Genomic DNA, 21,613 nt, shown 5'->3' on the forward strand with positions numbered 1-21,613 from the left:
GGGGTTAAAGCGTAAGTTAACAGAGTTGTTATTACGCTTCCGTCTTCCGCTCGGCAATATCGGGGGACTGGAACGCAGTGGACATCGTTTTGAACCAATTTGAAGTACAAAATTGTTTCAAAATCGAGTCTTTCACTAACCTAGCAAAGTACGCTAGGTAAGAGAAATCTCACTGCTGAGCCCCCGAATTGCTGTCGCTCCAGACTAGACAGATATCTTTTAGTTCAAATAGGTTAAATTATTTTTATAGATACATGTTTATTCAGAATTATCTTAACAACAAAAAATCCCATATTAACTGATGTAATGTCAGGTTAGTATGGGATTTTTGATTTAGAAATATTATTTTTCATCAATAAAATAGTCAAAATATTAGTCTGGAGTAAATATTGGAAATAGGCTCAGCCGCGACATTATTCTTAGTCAGCGATTTGTGCTGGGTTAGAATAAGACCGATCTTGGAGACTCTTGGCACAAGAGGCTTCAAGTCGTGTCCGCAGCGTTCCAGCCTATTTCCAATTTTTTCGGAAGACGGGAAGTTTAAATACACTTACGTTTTAACCCAGCATGAAAAAGGAATCTTTTTTATTTATTACTTCCTGTAATTAGACACTATCGGTTAATGAATAATCAATTGTTGAAGCATAAGTACCGGCCAGGATATTATTATTGGGCGATGCTTGTCCAGGATAGAATTTAATATTTTGAAAATTGATTTCATAGTCGCCTGGAATATCAGAATCATTTTCAAATAATTCTGTATATCCTCCGCTAGGAGTCAAAGTAACATTACGATTATTCTTTTGGAAAACTAAACTGGAACCTTGTAACCCTAATTGTGAAGTGTCCTTATGATGGAAATTATTTAAGCGGGCATTTAATCTATAACGAACAAAATAGCTGTTATATAAAGATCGGGTTCTACTAATAATTGAATTGTTACCACTATGGTTGCTGGAGAAAGTATCTTTGGTAGAAAATAGCGGTACATCAAATTGCAGATCAGGGACCTCAAGGTCCATTATATTAGTGCTATGGTTAAATCCTGCATTGTAGTTAGAAACCGTAGGATCTGTTTTAGTTAGATTGATTGGTTCTGATTCGACGACCGGCGTGTCATCATTCGTAACGGGATTGACGGGTAACTGAGAGTTAATGGATGTATCGTCCCCCATATTAGGTAGGGTTGGATAATAACCCCAAATGGGATTTTCCTTATTCATAACGAATCCCAATACGAAACTACCACTGATTAAATATTTAAAACTGTAATTACCACTGGCATCGGTAGTAGTAGTTTCTTCACGTTGTTTAGATTTACCATCGTCACTGACACGATAGAGCGCAACTTGTTGATTGGTCATTTTGGGTTCATTACTTTGCATCAAACCATCACTGTTCCTATCGTTCCAAATGTTGCCGCTAATTGAGCCCTTAGAAGTGGCTAGGTCGCCAATAGAGTAATTAGTAACTGATGAAACGTTGTTACTTCTATCAACTGCTAAAACATGCAGATATTTTGATGAAGAGGTTAGTTTATCTAAAGATATTTTAGCAATAGTTGAAGTATCGGGATCAGTAACGGGAGCGTTGATATTTGTCACATCTCCTAAACCATCTTTTACAACGGTTGGTGTTTCATCAGCCTTGTCGTCCAAAGTATAAATGAATCCTTTGATATTACTTAGCACTGGAACAGTTTTGACATTGGAATAAACTGTTCCCTTCGAAGTACTGTTGGCTTGAACGCGATAGTCATAATTAGTGGCATTATCAGTTGAATTCAAGTTAATATTTAAGGTGTTTCCTAGTCCGGAGGCAGTGTCTTTATCGGCAGGTCGAATAGAGGGAGCATCTGGAACAGCGGAATCTTTGGCGGTTCGATCATTACCAACAGTTGAGTTATTCAAAGTGCAGACACTGTAAATCATATTAACGATAACGGCGGCTTCATCAGGTGTAGCCTTACCAGTTGTATGTCCGGTCATGATACTAGCGTAGTTGTTTTTGATAACTAAATAGTCATTATCATCGGCGACAATATTTCCATCAGTATCCTTTTGATAGGTGATATTATTATTCTTTTGCCAGATGCTTTGAAGAGGGTCGTCAAACTTCATCCAGCGAGTGCCACCACCGTTATAGTCATAAAACAGAGCTGATGTATGAGAATAGGAAATATTGTATTTCTTGGTAGGATCCAGAACATTAGGATATTGATTAATGAAACCAGTCTGTGTGAAACTGACAACTGAAGAACCAATACCGTTTGAAGTGTCTTTTGTACCGATGGTCAAGCCGCAGTCTTTAGCAAATTGATCAAAATTCCACATAGCAGCAATCGTATCATGTCCAAAAATTACACCACGCCCAGAAGCACCATAAGCACGAACTGCATCTACAACTGATCCATCTTTTAAATCTTGCCAGTTGTTGGCGTCACTAGAACCAAAGTAAATTCCATCGTATTTAAAAGAACCATCCGAATTTTTTAGATAGCTATTCGGATCTTCATTAAAGTCCCTTATGGAAACAGGAACAATCGTGATTAGTCCCCTTGAGACTTGTTCGCCGTCGTAATTTAATTTCATCCAGTCTTTTAAGTAATTACCGTTATCTGGATAGATATTTAGAATAGTAAGTTTTTTATCATAATTGGATGATTGATATTTCCATTCAGCGTCAGCACCGTTGCCTTTTCTTTGAACTCTGTAACCGGAAGTTAGGTCACTTAAGGATGTTGTCCAAGAAAGGTTAGTAACGTTGTTTAATCCCTCTTGAGACCAGGTACTGTCACCATTCAAATTGATGTAATTTGTATCTGAATTCAAGGGACTGGTTAAAGCATTTAAATTCAATTCAGTTTTTCCAGCCGAATTACTAGTATCGTCAGCTTGCGCATAAGTATAATGAAAAGCAAAGATTATACTGAGTAATAATAGGCAAAAGGTAAGTGCAAATAGTCTAAATCTTTTCATTATTAATTAGAACCTCATATAATATATATAAATATAATAATAATACTAATTAGAAACATTTACACTTATATATCTAAACCGGAAATTCAATATCAAAGAATAATGTAATTAATGAAGATTTTTATAGGAGAAAAAATGAGATGTGTTTGGGCCAGTAGTTCAGAAGAAATGCAAAAGTATCACGATACTGAGTGGGGAGTTCCCAGTCATGATGAACGGTACTTTTTTGAAATGTTAACTTTGGAAGCTGCCCAGGCCGGTCTATCATGGGCTACGATTATTAAACGGCGAGTAACTTATCGACAAGCCTATGACAACTTTGATATTGAAAAAGTTGCTAACTTTGATCAGGTCAAACGTGATTCTTTGTTGCAGGATAAAGGTATTATTCGAAATCGTTTGAAAGTTGATTCATCAATCAATAATGCCCAAATAATTCAGACAATGCATCAGAATGGTGAAACTTTTTTTGAATATATTTGGAATTTTGTTGATAATCAACAGATAATTAATCATTATAGTGATATGGAAGAAGTACCCGCTCAAACGGAGTTGTCGCAACGAATTAGTAAAGACTTAAAAAAACGTGGTTTTAGATTCGTCGGACCAACAATTATTTACTCTTTTTTGCAAGCCGTGGGTGTGATCAATGACCATTTAGATTCCTGTGAATTTAAGTGAAAACCAGTATAATGATACTGACGGAGGATAATTATGAATTCTGAAACTATTAGTAATTTGGCCGATTGGCTTTATACAAACAGAAATAAAATTGAAGATAAGTCACAAGAATTTGACGCTCAAAAGGTCTACGATATTTTAGACTCACTAGAGGTTTTAAGAAAGCCAATCAAAACATACTTTGATATGACTGAAGATGACTACTACCAAAATGAATCAGATCACCGTTTGACTTTACAAAACCCTGATCACAAACTTACTGAATTACACGATCGTGTTCAAGTAAACCACGTTGATGGTTCGCTTGCTGACCACGATATTAACTTTACATACAATCATGAAGATCCATACGCTACGGGTGATTATCAAGCTAAGACTGATATTGACTTGATGAGTTTTTCATTCACAGTTATTGGAGCAATTTATGATAATACCATTGTCGCTGATGTTAGAAACTCCATCTCAAACGATGCCATTTTAACAATCGGATTAGCTGCCCATGCGGTCGAGGCTTGGCAATAATGAATTTATTATCAGTCAATGATTTATCATTGCAAAACGAAGGCTACTTTGCATTTAAGCATGTAGCTTTTTCTTTATCCCAAAATGAGATTATCGGTATCAATGGCGATAATGGTAGCGGTAAAACTCAACTTTTGGAGGCAATTGCTGAAAATCGTACTCCCGATAGTGGGCAAATTGACTATACTCCAGGGGTTCGAATTGGTTATTTACCACAAGTTAATCCGCAGATCATTGATCAAACAGTCGGTAAGTATTTGGAAGATATGCGGAAACTTTCCAAAAAGTTAGCGGTACGGAAGGAACAACTTGAGGGCATGATCACCTTTTTGGGACTTAGTCCATATTTGAACCGGTCAGTTCAACAGCTATCGCTGGGAGTCAGACGGCGAGTTGACTTTGTGGCGGCCGTGTCAGGGCATCCCAATGTGTTATTGCTAGATGAACCATTTGCATTTCAAAGTAATAAATCAATTATGAATATGCTTAATTTGATTCAAGATTTAAAGGATAATGGTTCAGGTATTATCATTGCTGGAACTAGATTTGATAAGAATATCAATCATTATATCGACACGGGGTATTTGTTGAAGGACAACAAGTTAGCTAAGATTCAATCGACAACAAATGTGGAATTAAAGGTCTTATTGGTTTTTAGTATCCATCCCAATTCATCAGCAATTACACAAGATATAGAAAAATACATTACTGTTAATAAAAATAATTTGATTGAAATGAAATTACCGTTATCGATTAGGCAATCGATGATCAAAAAAATGACACGACTCAATTATCAATTTGAGGAGGCCAAGAATATTGAAAATTAAAATATTATTGCGCAGTTATTTACAATTATATTTTCAGGACTTCTTATATCTAACAATGTTGTTTTCCATTATCGTTTTTGGATTGACAGCAGATAGCTTGTTGGGGATTGGTTCTATAAGGAAATATAATTTATTATTGATTGGGATGTTTTTTTTAGCTTTATTTTCGACGATGAATCTTTATCGAAATGATAGTCAGCAAAATAAATATTTGAAACAAAGAGTTAATAACTATTGGTTGGATGCTTTGAGTCAACTTTTAGTAGCATTAATCGTGAATATATTTTCAGGAATTTTAATTTTCGTTTTCAGTCTGATCTTGAATCAAAATGTATTGTTGGATGTTACCGGAATAACTACATTGATTTCAGTGGGGATGTTAGCTAGCGGAATTGCAACTTTGTTCAAAACCCAATGGTATCGTCATTCTAGCGTTGGTCAGGTGGGAGTATTAATTTTCACATACCTAGCTTTTTCTGGAAGTGTTATTTCTTTACTGAATGACGTTGAATTTATCATGCCACCACTGTCAAAGATAATTATGACTTTGCGCCGAAAAGGTGAAATCACAGCGTTACTACCAGTTGCGGGGCAAACGTTTTTATACGCATTAATTCTATTTTTAATTAGTAGTTTTATTTATAAAGAAAAGAAAAAAGTTAAGTAAAAGTATTGCAATGTGGTATCTGTTTCTGTTTTAATATCCTGATGAAGTAAGGAGGCAATTTAATGAGCAATATTTATTTACGTCAATCAACACTTGACGATTTGCCAAGAGTTATTGATATTATTGAGGGAGCCAAGAAAACCTTACGGGACCGTGGGGTTGATCAATGGCAACAAGGTTACCCTGATAATGAGATCTTAAAGCAAGATATTCAAGAAGATATAAGTTATGTTTTAATGTTAGATGGTGAGGTTGTCGGAGTGGCTGCGCTACAACAAGGTTACGATAAAAATTATCAGGACATGACTTCTGGGGCATGGTCAGATAACTCTGAAGTAACGTATTCAATTATTCACCGGATTGCCGTAGAGGCGGGCCACCAAGGGCAACACCTTTCGGCCTCATTAATTCAACAACTATTAACAATGTCATATTATTTAGGTTATCGTGATGTCAGAATCGATACTCATCCAGAGAACTTGGTAATGCAACACGTGATTACTAGTAATGGTTTTGTTGAACAAGGTACGATAACGATGGATGAAGATCATGGTATTAGGAAGGCTTATCAAATTCTTTTGAAATAAGCAACCTAAGATTATTTTTCATATTTTTGATATATAATTGAACCATAATTAAACCATCGTTAAGATGGTTTTTTTACTATAATTGTTTCCATAGTATTGAATATTGGGAGAATGGTAAATTGAAAATCAAAAATATTGCAGGAAAGGTGTTTTCACCTAGACCTTCAGAATTTATTTCAGCTCAAACAGATAATTTTTTGAGAAGATTAAAGCCTAGACCGTTTGTGGTTGACTACATCAAAGGCGTTTATAAAAATAATGTATTGCCTAATGTAAGTGATGATACTGTCACAATTTCTGTTTTGACTGATACTCATGCTAAGGCAATTGCCAGTGCCTCCTATTATGGAATCAATGGTATGCGTCATATTATTGAGGCTAATCAGGTCAGTGATGACGTGGGTATTGACCTTAATGTGCATTTAGGTGATTTGATGGACGGCAGTGATAAGCCGGAAATAAGTCGTGGAATTTTACAATTTGCGGTAGAAAATTACCAAAAGAATAAAGCTCCGTTTTTCGTTATTGAGGGAAATCATGATGAGAATGATAAATACGACGAGCATCGGTTCTTTAAGACGGCCTCATTTCAGCGTGATGATTATGATTCATTGGTAACAAAGTATGATTTTGATCAACCGGAAATTCTGAGATTAAATGCAGTTTCAAAGGTTGGTTGGTATGATAAAGGTGATATACGTATTGTCTTTATCGATACTAGTGACATTCCTTATATTCTTAGTAATGGTTCTAAGAAGTATGACTTCAAGAAAGTTAGAGGGGTCAGAGAACAACAATTAGAAGATTTAATTACTGTTTTGGAACATACTGTAGATAAGCACGTGGTCGTAATGGGACACGCTAATATCGTTAGTCCAAGTGGACGCAGTGCTTTGAACTTTAATGGTGATTTAGTTCAACAGTTATTGGTCGCTTTCAACAACAAAGCTTCTGGACAATTAAAAAATGAATTAACAGGAGATTTTGGAGTAAATATCCGCTACAATTTCACGTCTACCGGCATTTCTAAGGTAACAACATATATTTGTGGCCATATGCATTATGAAAAAAACTACAAAGTTTCTGAAATTAATCATATAATATTAAATTGTTCGGCCCTTATGGGGAAGAAGCATGGATTGACAACTGACTATAACAAAAAATGGGATCGACGTTATAATGAAATTTCTGAATTAGCAGGATATTTCATTAACATCGACCCGAACAAATTATGCTTACAGATATTTGGTTACGGAGCCGCAACAAGATATGTAAGTTTTGAAATATAAGGGAGAATTATTTTATGTGTGGAATTGTCGGATTCGTAGATAAAAACATTGCAGACAAGAAGCCTGTTATTGAAGCTATGATGGATACAATCAAGCATCGTGGACCAAACAGTTCCGGTGAACTCTTTGATGGAGATACAGCTTTAGGTTTCCGTCGTTTGAGTATTATTGATATTAACAGTGGTATGCAACCAATTTATAACGAAGATAGATCTAAAGCCGTTATTTTTAACGGTGAAATTTATAACTATCAAGATGTTAGAAAAGATTTAAAAGAAGCTGGACATATTTTCAGTACCGATACTGATACTGAAGTTTTACTCCATGGTTTTGAAGAATGGGGTATCGAAGGCTTACTTAAGAGAATCAGAGGTATGTTTGCCTTTGTAATTTATGACCTTAAGACTGGTGATATCACTGGTGCAAGAGATTTCTTTGGTATTAAACCATTGTATTATTACAACCGTGAAGGTACATTCATTTTTGGATCAGAAATCAAAGCTTTCTTGAAGGAACCTAATTTCAAGAAGGAATTAAATAAAGCTGCTCTAAAACCATATTTAACTTTCCAATACTCAGCTATGAACGAAACATTCTTCAAGAATGTCTTCAGAATTCCTGAAGGTCACTACTTTACATTCAAGAATGGTAAGTTAAGTATCAAGAAATACTGGGATATGGAATTCAAAGAAAACCACTTGTCATTCGAAGAAACTGTTAAGAAAATTGACAAGGCTATGCACGAATCTGTTGAAGAACATTCAATCAGTGATGTGCCAGTTGGTTCATTGTTATCAAGTGGGGTCGATTCAAGTTACGTTACTGCAATCTTGAAACCACAACACACTTATTCAATCGATTTTGATACAAGTACTTATGAAGAGGGAACTGCCGCTAAAATGTTAGCTGACAAACTTGGCCTCGAAAATACTCGTGGAATTGTTACCAAGGAAGAAGCTGTTAAGTCGATTCCGTTGATTCAATATTACATGGATGAACCAGATGCCAACCCTTCAAGTGTGCCCCTATACTTCCTAACTAAATTAGCTAGTCGAGACGTTACTGTTATTCTTTCAGGTGAAGGTGCTGATGAATTGTTTGCTGGATATGCCAACTATGGTTTCCACTCACATTCAAAGGCCATTCGTGTTGTCGCTGAAGATTTGAAGAAACTTCCTCGTGGCGTGAGATATAAGTTAGCTCATGGTCTCAAGAAACTTCCTAATTTCCCAGGTAGACTTCACTTGTATGAATCAACTGCTAAGGCTGAAGAATTTTTTATTGGTCAAGCTAAGATCTTCACTGAAAAAGAAGCCGCTGATTTGGTTAAGCCAGAATTTGAAAAATCACGTTCTGTTCACGATATCGTTATGAGAAGTTATAGCAAAGTTAGTGGTTACACTGACGAAGTTAAGAAGATGCAATATCTTGATATGCACCAATTTATGTCAAATGATATTCTTCTAAAAGCCGATCGTATGAGTATGGCTAATTCAATGGAATTACGTGTACCATTCCTTGATAAAGAAATGGCTAAGGTTGCTGCCGGAGTACCTACTAAGTATCTTTTGAATAGTAAAGATAGCAAGTATGCGCTACGTGTTGCCGCTGAACGTGCACTTCCTGCTGAATGGGCTAAACGTGAAAAATTAGGATTCCCAGTTCCAATCCGTGATTGGATCAAGACTAAGGAAGTTTATGAAGATTTCCGTAAGTTATTCAGTACAGATTATGCTGCTGATTTCTTTGATCAAGATGCAATTTTAAAGATGCTTGATGACTGTTACAACGGTCTAAATGATGACCGTCGTAAAGTTTGGACAATTTATACCTTCTTAGTTTGGTATAAAGTATTCTTCATCGATAATGGTAAAAAACCAGATGTTGATCCTCAAGTACTCGTACCCGCAGAAGAAAAATAGAGAGCAGAAACAGGACGCTTAGCTCTCGAGGATTAACACTACTAACTCAGTTGGCTGCGAAGCAGACGGCAGAGCTAGTTGAGTTAACCGGAAAGAGTTGTCCAGTTGTAGCTCGTTTAAAATAGAGAGCGGAAACAGGACGTTTAGTTTTCCATCTACAGATTGTTTAATAAGAGATAAGCCTGATTGGAATGAATTGTTCTGTCGCAAATCATTTCAAAGCCAAAAGTCCTAAATATAAAAATTTAGGACTTTTTGTGTGTGATTAATTAAGAAATCATAAAAATACTTCTAAAAATAAAAGAATGATACTTCGTTTTGTTATAGTAAAATTGTTAATTTCTAAATTGGAAACGTTATTTTGGTGCTATGGGGAATTATTTAGCGGTGAAATAATTGATTTAGAAAACAAAAGGGGTGGAATAATAGGAGATTGTAAGATTATTATCCAAATTCTGCCAGTTTATCAATAATTTACGATGATTGAAGGAATGGAAAGATATGGATACTAGTCAAGTTACGGATATGAGCCAAATGTTCCTGAATTGCCGTTCGCTAAAAAATCTTGATTTAAAGAGTTTTCAAACTAATCAAGTTAATGATATGTCTCAAATGTTCGGTGGTTGTAGTGATCTTAGAATGTTGAATATTACCAATTTTGATACTAGCCGAGTTACTAATATGAACGGGATGTTTTCCGGTTGTGAAACTTTAGAAAAACTCGATCTATCAAATTTTGATACAACTAATGTTAAACATATGACAAATATGTTTGAGAATTCTGATGCTTTGAAGTCTTTAAATTTGGGTGATAAGTTTATTGTCCCTAAGGATAAAGAGGAGGATCTCAAATTAGTCGATAAGGTATGGGTCAACATTGGTAATGGAACCGAAGATAACCCTAAGCCTGATGATAAAAATGGAGTTACATCAGTTGAACTACTATCGATGGCTAACAAAGGCAATTGGGTCGCTAAACCTGAGAAAGAATATCAGGGTCCATTTACAGTAAAAATACCAAATAATATTGATGATGAATTAACAGTTGAAATTCCCACTGCGGTTCAACCGGAATATGTTGGTAGTACCTTTGAAATTGATGTTCCTCAAAAGGATGGTTATGTTGCTGACAAGAAAACAGTGGCAATTATAGCCATGGTCGATAAACTAATGACTGAAGATAAAGTTACTTATACAGCTTTGGAAAAAACACCTGTAAAAAATCAAAGAAAAGTCGAACCTACACATTATCAATCAGTTCAACCACTCTCCGCGGTTCAATCAGCGATTAAAGCAGCTCCGGTTGTTGAAACTGAAGTAGTTAAACCTGCAGTAAAAGGAACGGTTACTGATTTTATGAATTACGTTACTGTTTATCCAGATTTAGAATCAGCTCAGGTTTATGATATTAATGGTCTTAAAGCTCAAGGTAGAATTTTAGACAAGAACTACAGTTGGTTCAGTGATAAAGCTTTGAAAATTGGTGATCAAAAGTATTATCACGTTCTCAATCATGATTGGATTAAGGCTGAGGATGTTTATATTTATCGTGAGATTGATAAAACGGTTAGAACTAAAGATGTTCTTATGACGACACTAGTTGACAGTCGTACGAAAGCATCTGATGTTCGTGCTTTAGGAAGTCTGATGATCTTGAAGAGTAAAAAACTTGCTTTGTTAAATAATCATAAATATTACCAAATAACAGCAAATGAATTTGTTGACGTTGATAAGGTTGACGTTATTGATGCTTAATCTTCGGACAATTAAAATAAATAAGTTGCAGTAATCGTTTTTTGTTTTTACTTAAACTCGGTTAGAGCGGAAATAAATGGAGTTATTATTATGGTTCCGCTCTCCGCAAGGAAGAAAAAATTGGTTGGAACATAGCAGGCACAACTTGGAGCCTTTTGTTCCAAAAGTCTTCAAGCTTGGCCTTTTCCTAATCCGGCAAAAACCGCCGAATAAGGAAAACTTCGCTATTGAACCATTTTTTCTTCCTTGCTCCGAGCTAGTTTCTTAGTTTCAATCTTATATAAATCTTTAATATCCAAACATACCATAGAATTCATTTACTCTAAGAATTAAGTAAAGCCCCGTATTGACTGAAGTAATCAGTTAATACGAGGCTTTTGATTTGAAGTAAATAATTTTCATTAATAAAACTTAAAAACCAAAGCGTTATTTAGTCTGGAATAAAAATTGGAAATAGGTTCAGCTGCGATATTATTTTTAGCCAGCGATTTGTGCTGGCTTAGAATAAGACCGAGCTTGGAGACTCTTGGTACAAGAGGCTTCAAGTCGTGTCCGCAGCGTTCTGCCCTATTTCCAATTTTTATGGAAGACGGAAATACAAATATACTTCCGCTCTAACCGAGCTTTAAAAAAGAGTAAAACAAGCTAAGCTCAAGCTGTATTTTTAATTAATATCAAATATTGGAATTTTGAGTATATTTTTATAACAAAAAATAAGAAAAGAAACTATAATAACTATTATAAAACACTCAGTTATTTTGATTGAGCGTTATGACGCCGTTCTCATTTTGTGATATATTTAAGGTCGCTCATTCAAAATTAATTAATTAAAAACATCGAAATTTTTCAATATTAAGTTGTATAACTTCTATAAATTAAGAAAATAATAAGCCTAGAGTATTAAATACCCAATGGTCTCTCGTTGTGCTAAATTGAGTATGGTATAATTTTGATTGAAATGTGTGAAAAATTAAAAAATAGAATTTTAATATAGTAAGAGGTTGATCCCTATCGAAACTGAATCAGGTAAAAAATTCACGCCTATATTATTAGGTAGTGACATGAATGTTTACGGAATGGCTCGTGCTTTCCATGAACTATATGGGGGTACGGTTAAGGCCTATGCCGAAATCCAATTGGCACCTACAAGATATACAAAAATCTTAAACTTAACTCTTCACCAAGGTTTTTCTGAAGACCCTGTTTTTATTGAGAGAATGCGTGAAATTGCGAAAGTTTATCAAAACCACGACGAACCAGTTATTCTGATTGCCTGTGGTGATGGTTATGCCGAACTTATCAGCAAACACAAAGAAGAATTGTCTAAGACATTTGTCTGCCCTTATGTCGATTACGATTTATTGAAATCATTAAACAACAAAGAAAGCTTTTATAATATAGCTGATAAACATGAGTTACCACATCCATTAACAAAAATCATTACAAAAGATATGTATGAGAATAAGACTGATATGGATGTTCCATATGATTTTCCAGTTGCTTTAAAGCCTGCTAACAGTGTTGAGTGGTTGGATATTCATTTTGAAGGACGTAAAAAGGCCTTTACCATCCATTCTCAAGAGGAATATATGACTATTGTTGGTAAAATCTATGACAATGGATATAAATCTGACTTAATTTTGCAAGACTTTATTCCTGGTGATGATTCCAACATGCGAGTATTAAATGCTTATGTTGATCAACAACATCATGTTAAAATGATGTGTTTAGGTCACCCAATTTTGGAAGACCCAACTCCACAATCAATTGGTAATTACGTGGCAATCGTGCCAGAATTTAATCAAGATGTTTATGACCGTGTCCAAAAATTCCTTGAAGATATCGAATTTACTGGTTACGCTAATTTTGATATGAAATACGATTCTCGTGATAAGACTTTCAAATTCTTTGAAATTAATTTACGTCAAGGTAGAAGTAGTTTCTTCGTTACTTTGAATGGCTATAATCTTGCAAAATACGTTGTAGAAGATTACGTTGAAGGTAATCTAGAACAAGAACCAACTGTTTATGCTAACAAGAACAAGGCACAACATAAATTGTGGCTAGGTGTACCTGTCAAAGTCTTTAACAAGTATGCAGCAAAGAATGAGGCTACTAAATATGCTGATGAATTGATCAAGCAAGATCGTGTTGGTACAACAGTGTTCTACGATAAAGATAGATCCTTTAGACGTTGGTTATTATTAACTTACATGTTCCATAATTATGTAAAACGTTTCGACCAATATTTCCAAGAAAATAAGGGACGCGATTTTAAATAATTTAGGAGGATTTGAATAGATGGACGAAATAAAAGAATACAAAGTTAGAAAAGTAGAGTATTCCAAGATTTTGATCTGTGTAGATTCAGATGACTTTGTGTCATCAAAGAATGCTTTTAATTATGCTTGCTCATTGGCAAAACAACATGGTGCTGAATTAGGAATTGCTTCAGTATTGGAAACTGGTGATTTGAATATTTTCCAATCATTAGATCCTGATGTTCTTAAAGAACGCCGTGAAGAAATCAAGGAGTTACTCGAAATGTATGGTCAAAAGGCCGAAGATTTCGGAGTTAAGAATGTTCATTTGATGGTTACTGAGGGTAACCCTGGTACAACAATCGTTGATAAAGTTATTCCTAAGTTCCAACCCGACTTAGTTATTGTCGGGGTAGAAGAAAAGAATCGTACTCGTAATACAATTGGCTCTCAAGCAGCAAAAATCGTTAATAACGCTCGAGTATCAGTGAGTGTCATTAGATAAATTTTTGCTCAAGTAGTGTATTTGAATAGTTTGTTTAAATAATAAATAAAAATAGTGGACAGCCATTGGGTTTGTCTGCTTTTTTCGTTCAAATCATAAATATTCTAATGAGTTGTAATAAGTGATATAGTAGTTCCTAAAAATAACATGGCGGTGAATAATATTGTTAATTAATAAAATAATCGGTGGCGCTGGCGATATGGTTGAAGCTAAACCTGCTGATTTTAAAGATAATTTGTACTTGGCCGTAAATGGAGCTTGGCAAGAAAATGCTAAGATTCCATCTGATAAATCACGTACTGGTGGGTTCAGTGATCTCGATGAAGGCGTTGAAAAAACACTGATGGAAGATTTTCATGAATTCGCTAATGATGAAAAGAAAATTGATGACGATCGACTTTTACAAGCGGTGAAATTATACCGTCTTGCCAATAACGTTGATCACTTGAGTAAATTTCATCAACAACCAATTTTGAAGGATATTCAACGTATTAGTGATTTGGAAAGTTTGAAAGATATTAGTGAAAACATTGCTGATCTTTCCAAAGATGGTTTTCCATTGCCAATCGATATCGGCGTAGAAGCAGATATGAAGGATACTTCTAAGAATGTCGTCTATGTACAGGGTGCAGGACTTATTTTGCCTGACAAGTCATATTATGATGAAAAGAACGAATCTGGTAAGCAATTGTTAGCCAAATATGGTGAAGTTGCTGGTCGTTTGCTTTCAATGATTGGTTATAAACTAGAGGATGCTAAAGAAATTGTCGAAAAGGCTTTGGCATTTGATAGATCACTTGTACCAATTGTTAAGAGTTCAGAAGAGTGGGCTGACTATACAAAAGTTTATAATCCCATGAATTTTACAGAATTTATTACTAAATCAACTCAGCTCGACTTAAAGAGCTTAGTTGTTGACCTGATCAATGACACTCCTGAAAAGGTTATTATTGAAGAGCCAAGATATTTGGAAAATCTAAATAAATTGGTTAATGATGATACTTTTGAAAATATTAAGGCTTGGATGATGGTTAAGTTCTTAACTGGCAACGCTTCGATTTTGGATGAAGAGTTCCGTCAAACTATTGGTGAGTATCAACTTGCTAAGAGTGGTGCAAAGGAACTTCAAAATAGAACTAAGTATGCGTATAACCTTGCTGCGGGTATCTTCAGTGAAGTTGTTGGAGTTTATTATGGTAAGAACTACTTTGGTGAAAATGCTAAAGATGATGTTCGTGGCATGGTTAAGAAAATGATTTCAATTTACGAGCAACGACTTTCTGAAAATACTTGGTTGAGTGAAGATACTAAGAAGAAAGCTATTGTTAAATTAGATAAAATCGTTATTAAAGTTGGTTATCCTGATAAAATCGATGATATTTATAGTAAATTCGAAATTGATGAAAATGATTCATTGTATGATAATATTTCAAAAATCAGACGAATTGCTACACAAGATTCATTGGATCAATATCACAAGGCTGTTGATCGGACAAAATGGTTGATGCCAGGACACATGGTCAACGCTTGTTATGATCCATCAAGAAATGACATCACTTTCCCAGCAGCTATTTTGCAAGCCCCATTCTATAGTTTGAAGCAAACAAATAGTCAAAACTTTGGTGGGATCGGTGCCGTTATTGCCCATGAGATTTCTCATGCTTTTGATAACAATGGTTCACAATTTGATGAATACGGTAATATGAATAACTGGTGGACTAAAGAAGATTACGCTAAGTTTAAGAAACTTACTCAAAGTATGATCGATGAGTTCGACGGAATTCCTTATGCTGGTTCAAAGGTTAACGGAACTTTAGTAGTTAGTGAAAATGTCGCTGATGTTGGTGGGCTTCGTTGTGCTCTGGAGGCTGCTAAACAGGATGCCGATTTTGACGTTAAAGCTTTCTTCACTAATTGGGCTATGGTTTGGAGAAACAAGTCAACAAAACAATTAACCGAAATGTTCTTGTCAATTGATGTCCATTCACCAGCTCCATTGCGTGCCAATGTGATGGCTCAAAATATGGATGAATTCTATGATGCCTTTGGCGTTACTGAAAAAGATGGTATGTGGCTTGATCAAGATAAACGTGTAAATATTTGGTAAAAACTACTTACCAATCGTATTTTGATTCTTACTAAACTTTGGGTGAATCATAAATTAACGGAGTTATTATTATATTGCCGTCTTCCGCTCGGCAATGTCGGGGGGCTGGAACGCAGTGGACATCGTTTTGAACCAATTTGAAGTGCAAAATTGTTTCAAAAGCGAGTCTTTCACTAACCTAGCGAAGTACGCTAGCTAAGAGAAATCTCACTGCTGAGCCCCCGAATTGCTGTCGCTCCAGACTAGATATTTTAATAACTTAAACTATTTTAGGAGATATTTGTTCATTCGAATTAACAACAGAGGAGTTCATATTAACTGATGTAATATGAACTTTCTCAGGCATTTATTTATAAGGGGTTTGTACCCTACAAAAAAATCACACTATATTATTGTTTATGAATCCAATTAGGGGGTTCACAATAATATGGTGTGATTTTTGAATTTATAATTCATAACAATAAACAAGTTATTTAGTCTGGAGTGACGAGGCCGAGCTTGAAGACGATGTGACTTTCGTCGGCCCTAAGTTGGCCTACTGCGTTCTAGCCAAATCGGCTTTGTTACGGAAGACGGGAAGCTAAGAGCACCCTCACTTTACCCGAACTTTAGTAAGAATTGTACTTTTATTGTTAAATGAGAAAGTTATGTTTTGTTCCTAAGTGTTTCTTTGAATTAATTTGTATTTTTTTATTATGTATCCGTTTTCCATTATAATGAAGTATAGCTAAGAAAGGTGAAAAAACATGGCATATATCGAAGTCAGAAATGAATCAAAGAAATACCAAATGGGTGAAACCACTATCTATGCAAATAATAATTTGTCTTTTGACGTTGAACAGGGAAAATTAACAGTTATTTTGGGACCCAGTGGAGCTGGTAAATCAACTGTTTTGAATATACTAGGTGGAATGGATACGCCTAGTGATGGTCAAGTTAGTATTGATGGCACCGATATTGCTAAGTTTACTGAACGGGAATTAACTACTTATCGGCGAAACGATGTTGGTTTTATTTTTCAATTCTATAATTTGATTCCTAATTTAACCACAAAAGAAAATGTTGAATTGGCCTCGGCTATTGTTAAGGATGCTTTGGATGCCACCGATACTTTGCGAGCAGTTGGTTTGGGAGATCGGGTTGATAATTTCCCTTCTCAATTATCAGGTGGTGAACAACAACGAGTTGCGATTGCGCGAGCTTTGGCTAAGAATCCTAAATTATTACTGTGCGATGAACCAACTGGAGCGCTTGACTATGAAACTGGAAAACAGGTTTTAACCTTGTTACAAAAGGCTAGTCATATAGATAACAAGACCGTTATTGTCATTACGCACAATTCGGCTTTGGCTAAAATGGCTGATCGAGTAATCAGAATTCACGATGCTAAGGTACAATCGATTGAAGATAATCCACATCCGACTCCAGTTCAAGAGATTGAATGGTAGGTGAGAAGAAATGAATCCTCTAACAAAAAATATGTGGCGTGATATTAATAAATCTAAGGGACGTTTCATTGCTATCATCTTGATCATTATGCTTGGAGTATTGATTTTTGTGGGTGTGAAAGCAGCCGGCCCTAGTTTAAATGATTCTTTGAATAAAACAGTCGCTGATAAAAATTTGTCGGATATTCAAGTTTTGTCGACGACAGGATTTAATGAAACTGATTTAAATTTGGCACGAGAAGTACCTGGGGCTCAAGTAGAAGCTACTAAATTTAAATATGTGACTGGTGGCAAGGATAAAGTTGCGGTGGCTCTTTATGGTTATGACAAAACGGCCCAACAAAATAAATTAATTATGCGTAGCGGCCATTTACCTAGGAGCAATCATGAAATTGTCTTGGATAAAAAGGCTAAAACTAAATATGGTTATAAATTAGGTCAGCAATTTAAATTTACTAAAAATGCTGGATTGAGAAGCCGATCATATAAAATCGTCGGCTTTGCTGATTCTCCTCAGTATATTGACAACCAATCCCGTGGAGCAACTAATATTGCTGATGGTCAGGTGCGATTATTTGCTTATGTACCTCAAGAGCAGCTGAATTTGATGGTTGGAACTATCCTTAATTTACATTTTAATTCGTTGAAGGATAAGAATACCTTCAGTAAGTCATACAAGGATTCCGTTGATCAAAAGCTCAGGTTGTTGAAGCAAAAGTTTAAAAATCGATCCTATCAAAGAACCATCGAAGTTGCCGGAACATATCTGACAGCTTTGAATCAGCAGCAACAATTGATTGATCAATTAAAACTAACTGACCCGCAAAGGGCAGATCAGCAACAGACTCAATTGAATTCAGCTAAAACTAAGTTGTTAAATAAAACTAAAACAACCTATACTTGGCAGACTCGAGATGATTTAGCTGGATTTTCAGCTTATGGTGAGAGTTCGGATCGAATCGCCGCGATTGCTAATGTTTTTCCAGTCTTTTTCTTCTTAATTGCGGCATTGATCACATTCACGACCATTACCAGAATGGTTGAGGAAGCTAGAAGTGAGATTGGAACGTTTAAGGCGCTGGGATATACTAAATGGGAAATTTCGAAGAATTATTATTACTATGCTATTGCAGCCGGGGTAATCGGTGCAATTTTGGGAGCAATCATTGGTAATGAAACTTTGCCGAGAATTGTTCTAGCACTTTATAAGCAGTATATTGTGCTCGATTGGGTGGTTAGTCTACAGTGGATCACGATTCTGATTTCTTTGGTATTCTCATTGTTAGCTACTCTAGGTGCGGCAATTATAGTTATTAGAAAGGAATTAGTCGAGGGTCCGGCGGCGTTGATGCGGCCTAAAACACCTAAATCCGCAAAAAAGATTCTTTTGGAACGAATCAAACCCTTGTGGAATCATTTAAGTTTTAATAGCAAGGTGAGTTACCGTAATTTATTTAGATTCAAATCAAGAATGTTTATGACCATTATCGGTATTGCTGGTGGAACAGCTTTAATTTTAACTGGATTTGGAATTCAGAATTCAATTGGAGCAAGTGGTGCGCGACAGTATTCAGATGTCTTCAATTATCAAGCAGTTGTAAAAATGACTGATAATGGGGATTTTGCTAAAGTTAAAAATATTTTGCAACAGGATGGTCAGTATCGTAGTAGCACAGCCATTAATTCCACAACGGCAAAAATTACCGCTAAAAAAGAAAAAGTTAATGATGTTAATATTTATACTCCCAAAGCAATTTCTCAATTTAAGAATTATGTTAAATTAGGTTCTGATTTAAATCAAAAGAGAGTTGTCCTAACTAAAAAGACAGCCGAATTATTAAAAGTCGAAACAGGTGACAAGATTCAGGTCACGACCGCTGACGGCAAAAAAGTTAATTTGAAAGTCGGGGCCATTTCGGAAAACTTTATTGGACATTTTTTATATTTAAGTCCAACAGTTTATCAAGAAAAATTTGGTCAATCGGCGCCAACTAACACACTGCTGTTGCATCTTAAAGGTCAAACCAATAATCAGCGACAGAATCTGGCTAATAAATTATTAAATTCGGGTGAAGTAATGGGGACCAGTTATACACATGATGTCATGAGTACTGTGTCTCAAATGTCATCCTCATTGAAACCGATAATTTTGATTTTTGTTCTCTTATCAGGAGTCCTTTCCTTTGTAGTGCTTTATAATTTAACTAACATTAACGTTTCAGAACGAATCCGAGAATTATCGACGATTAAAGTTTTGGGATTTTATAATAATGAAGTGACAATGTACATTGTTAGAGAGAATATTATTTTAACTATCTTTGGAATTATCGTTGGTTTTGGAATCGGTAATTTATTGACAGCGTATATTTTGAATCAGGCAGCGACCGAACAGGTTATTTTCCCACTGACAATCAGTTGGTTTGGATACCTAGTCGCCACCTTATTGATGATAATTTTCACAGCAATTGTTATGCTAGTAACACATAAAAAATTGCAACACATTGATATGATCGGTGCGTTGAAATCTAATGAATGATTGAGGGTAGTATTATGAGTCTCGAAAACGATAAAGTGCTTGTTATTGGGGGTACTTCTGGATTTGGTAAAGAAGTCGCTATTATGGCACAACACAAAAAGGCCGATGTCTATGTGATTGGACGTGATCAAGAACGGGTCAATAAATTGCGTTATGATGAAAATATTCAGGGAAGCTCGTTAAATGCCCAAGATCCATCGCAACTACGAGGATTCTTTGATAAATATGGTTCATTCGATCATATTGTATCTATGCTAGGTGGTGCTATGGGAGGAAGTTTTCTGGATAGTACAGTGGCTGAAATCCGCGTGGCTATTGAAGATAAATTTTTTGCCAACTTGCAGTTAGTTCAGATTGCTAGTAAATATTTAAGACAACATGGATCGATTATTTTGACTTCAGGTTCTGGTGGACATCCTTATGATGCTTCAGGAGCCATTATTGGAAATCAGGCTATCAATACAATGGTTGAAGGTGTAGCAGTAGAATTAGCACCTGACCATCGGATCAATGCTGTTTCTCCAACATGGACGCCAACTGGATTGTGGCGCGATATGAATTCACAACAATTAGCCCAACAAAAGACCAATGTAGCAGAGAACGTTCCTTTAGGTCGAGTGGCTAAACTTGATGAAGTGGCTTCAGCCTATATTTATTTAATGGAAAACGATTTTATTACTGGGCAAGTTCTAAAAGTTGATGGTGGTGTCGATTTATAGACCGTGTTATACTTGGAGCCAACTTTAAGCAGAGGTGAGATAAATGCCTGTAGAAATTGAAAAAAGATATCGGATTGGTGATTTTTCCGAGATGATTGGTTTGAACAGTCCAACTCTTCGATATTATGAAAAAGAAGGGTTGATTAAACCTAATCGAACTGAAAATGGCGTACGTTATTATACTGAGATTGATGCCAAGTGGGTTCGATTCCTGTTACATTTGAAGAGCACAGGGATGACGATCGAACAGTTAAAACGTTATGTTAAATTACGTGCCGAAGGTGATACAACTATTAACCAAAGAATTGAGTTGTTAGAGGAAGTTCGTCGTAATTTTGAAATTGAATTTCAACAACTACAAGATAGTTGGACGATCCTTAATGATAAACTCGATTGGTATAAGGGTAAAAATGGTGGTCAGATTGAAGATAGTGAGCAATTTTCTGATTATTTACAAAGTCTGAATCATGGTTACCTAGAAGAAAGATAAGTTAAAAAAGTTCTGGATTTTGGTTCTTACTCATGATTGATTAAAGCATAAATTAACGGAGTTATTATTATGCTGCCGTCTTCCGCTTGGCAATATCGGGGGCTGGAACGCAGTGGACATCGTTTTGAACCAATTTGAAGTGCAAAATTGTTTCAAAAGCGAGTCTTTCACTAACCTAGCAAAATACGCTAGGTAAGAGAAATCTCACTGCTGAGCCCCCGAATTGCTGTCGCTTCAGACTAAATATTCATTTTTATTTTTACCAGCATGAACTGTTTTTAAATATATAGATAATAAAAGCCATACCAATTTAAATTTG

General features: G+C 35.5%; 16 protein-coding genes. 15 read left to right on the top strand and 1 reads right to left on the bottom strand.

Annotation, left to right across the window (positions count from 1 at the left end):
* Positions 1-605: 605 nt before the first annotated feature.
* The gene (locus tag IV57_RS09565) at positions 606-2,978 is read right to left on the bottom strand and encodes an SdrD B-like domain-containing protein (protein ID WP_057881294.1); all 2,373 of its coding nucleotides are present in this window, start codon (positions 2,976-2,978) and stop codon (positions 606-608) included.
* 135 nt (positions 2,979-3,113) lie between these two features.
* Here IV57_RS09565 and IV57_RS09570 point away from each other — a divergent pair, with 135 nt between their 5' ends.
* The 15 genes from IV57_RS09570 (at position 3,114) to IV57_RS09640 (ending at position 21,294) form a co-directional block, all read left to right on the top strand.
* A complete protein-coding gene (locus IV57_RS09570; protein WP_057881295.1) occupies positions 3,114-3,659 on the top strand; it encodes a DNA-3-methyladenine glycosylase I in 546 nt (181 codons plus the stop codon).
* 33 nt (positions 3,660-3,692) lie between these two features.
* The gene (locus tag IV57_RS09575) at positions 3,693-4,181 is read left to right on the top strand and encodes a hypothetical protein (RefSeq protein ID WP_057881296.1); all 489 of its coding nucleotides are present in this window, start codon (positions 3,693-3,695) and stop codon (positions 4,179-4,181) included.
* A complete protein-coding gene (locus IV57_RS09580) occupies positions 4,181-5,008 on the top strand; it encodes an ATP-binding cassette domain-containing protein (RefSeq protein ID WP_057881297.1) in 828 nt (275 codons plus the stop codon). The genes IV57_RS09575 and IV57_RS09580 overlap by 1 nt, the downstream gene beginning before the upstream one ends.
* Positions 4,998-5,675 carry a hypothetical protein gene (locus IV57_RS09585; RefSeq protein WP_057881298.1) on the top strand — a complete coding sequence of 226 codons (678 nt, stop codon included), beginning with the start codon at positions 4,998-5,000 and terminating at the stop codon, positions 5,673-5,675. Before IV57_RS09580 ends, IV57_RS09585 begins: the two co-directional genes overlap by 11 nt.
* A 62-nt stretch (positions 5,676-5,737) precedes the next feature.
* On the top strand, positions 5,738-6,262 hold the full coding sequence (locus IV57_RS09590) for a GNAT family N-acetyltransferase (protein ID WP_057881299.1): 525 nt from the start codon (positions 5,738-5,740) through the stop codon (positions 6,260-6,262).
* Positions 6,263-6,381: 119 nt separating this feature from the next.
* Positions 6,382-7,551 carry a metallophosphoesterase family protein gene (locus tag IV57_RS09595; RefSeq protein ID WP_057881300.1) on the top strand — a complete coding sequence of 390 codons (1,170 nt, stop codon included), beginning with the start codon at positions 6,382-6,384 and terminating at the stop codon, positions 7,549-7,551.
* Positions 7,552-7,565: 14 nt separating this feature from the next.
* Entirely contained in the window at positions 7,566-9,473 is a 1,908-nt protein-coding gene (gene asnB / locus IV57_RS09600; protein WP_057881301.1) for an asparagine synthase (glutamine-hydrolyzing), read from the top strand.
* Positions 9,474-9,974: 501 nt separating this feature from the next.
* Positions 9,975-11,228 carry a BspA family leucine-rich repeat surface protein gene (locus IV57_RS09605; protein ID WP_057881302.1) on the top strand — a complete coding sequence of 418 codons (1,254 nt, stop codon included), beginning with the start codon at positions 9,975-9,977 and terminating at the stop codon, positions 11,226-11,228.
* Positions 11,229-12,289: 1,061 nt separating this feature from the next.
* A complete protein-coding gene (locus IV57_RS09610) occupies positions 12,290-13,510 on the top strand; it encodes a carboxylate--amine ligase (protein WP_057881309.1) in 1,221 nt (406 codons plus the stop codon).
* A gap of 19 nt (positions 13,511-13,529) precedes the next feature.
* Positions 13,530-13,994 (top strand): universal stress protein, encoded by a 465-nt coding sequence (locus IV57_RS09615; protein WP_057881303.1) that lies wholly within the window; start codon positions 13,530-13,532, stop codon positions 13,992-13,994.
* Between the two features lie 199 nt (positions 13,995-14,193).
* The gene (locus IV57_RS09620) at positions 14,194-16,101 is read left to right on the top strand and encodes a M13 family metallopeptidase (RefSeq protein WP_057881310.1); all 1,908 of its coding nucleotides are present in this window, start codon (positions 14,194-14,196) and stop codon (positions 16,099-16,101) included.
* Between the two features lie 746 nt (positions 16,102-16,847).
* Positions 16,848-17,549, top strand: a complete 702-nt coding sequence (locus IV57_RS09625) for an ABC transporter ATP-binding protein (RefSeq protein ID WP_057881304.1) — start codon at positions 16,848-16,850, stop codon at positions 17,547-17,549.
* 10 nt (positions 17,550-17,559) lie between these two features.
* On the top strand, positions 17,560-20,085 hold the full coding sequence (locus IV57_RS09630; RefSeq protein ID WP_057881305.1) for an ABC transporter permease: 2,526 nt from the start codon (positions 17,560-17,562) through the stop codon (positions 20,083-20,085).
* A 14-nt stretch (positions 20,086-20,099) separates the two neighbouring features.
* Entirely contained in the window at positions 20,100-20,804 is a 705-nt protein-coding gene (locus IV57_RS09635) for an SDR family oxidoreductase (protein ID WP_083488950.1), read from the top strand.
* 43 nt (positions 20,805-20,847) lie between these two features.
* Positions 20,848-21,294, top strand: a complete 447-nt coding sequence (locus IV57_RS09640; RefSeq protein ID WP_057881307.1) for a MerR family transcriptional regulator — start codon at positions 20,848-20,850, stop codon at positions 21,292-21,294.
* Positions 21,295-21,613: the final 319 nt, after the last annotated feature.

Source organism: Companilactobacillus kimchiensis (genome assembly GCF_001438805.1).
Lineage (GTDB): Bacteria > Bacillota > Bacilli > Lactobacillales > Lactobacillaceae > Companilactobacillus > Companilactobacillus kimchiensis.

Coding starts and splice junctions, on each gene's coding strand:
- IV57_RS09575 (WP_057881296.1), top strand. CDS start 3,693: ATGAATTCTGAAACTATTAGTAATTTGGCCGATTGGCTTTATACAAAC.
- IV57_RS09565 (WP_057881294.1), bottom strand. CDS start 2,978: ATGAAAAGATTTAGACTATTTGCACTTACCTTTTGCCTATTATTACTC.
- IV57_RS09620 (WP_057881310.1), top strand. CDS start 14,194: ATGGTTGAAGCTAAACCTGCTGATTTTAAAGATAATTTGTACTTGGCC.
- IV57_RS09590 (WP_057881299.1), top strand. CDS start 5,738: ATGAGCAATATTTATTTACGTCAATCAACACTTGACGATTTGCCAAGA.
- IV57_RS09635 (WP_083488950.1), top strand. CDS start 20,100: ATGAGTCTCGAAAACGATAAAGTGCTTGTTATTGGGGGTACTTCTGGA.
- IV57_RS09640 (WP_057881307.1), top strand. CDS start 20,848: ATGCCTGTAGAAATTGAAAAAAGATATCGGATTGGTGATTTTTCCGAG.
- IV57_RS09610 (WP_057881309.1), top strand. CDS start 12,290: ATGAATGTTTACGGAATGGCTCGTGCTTTCCATGAACTATATGGGGGT.
- IV57_RS09630 (WP_057881305.1), top strand. CDS start 17,560: ATGAATCCTCTAACAAAAAATATGTGGCGTGATATTAATAAATCTAAG.
- IV57_RS09570 (WP_057881295.1), top strand. CDS start 3,114: ATGAGATGTGTTTGGGCCAGTAGTTCAGAAGAAATGCAAAAGTATCAC.
- IV57_RS09625 (WP_057881304.1), top strand. CDS start 16,848: ATGGCATATATCGAAGTCAGAAATGAATCAAAGAAATACCAAATGGGT.
- IV57_RS09580 (WP_057881297.1), top strand. CDS start 4,181: ATGAATTTATTATCAGTCAATGATTTATCATTGCAAAACGAAGGCTAC.
- IV57_RS09605 (WP_057881302.1), top strand. CDS start 9,975: ATGGATACTAGTCAAGTTACGGATATGAGCCAAATGTTCCTGAATTGC.
- IV57_RS09615 (WP_057881303.1), top strand. CDS start 13,530: ATGGACGAAATAAAAGAATACAAAGTTAGAAAAGTAGAGTATTCCAAG.
- asnB (WP_057881301.1), top strand. CDS start 7,566: ATGTGTGGAATTGTCGGATTCGTAGATAAAAACATTGCAGACAAGAAG.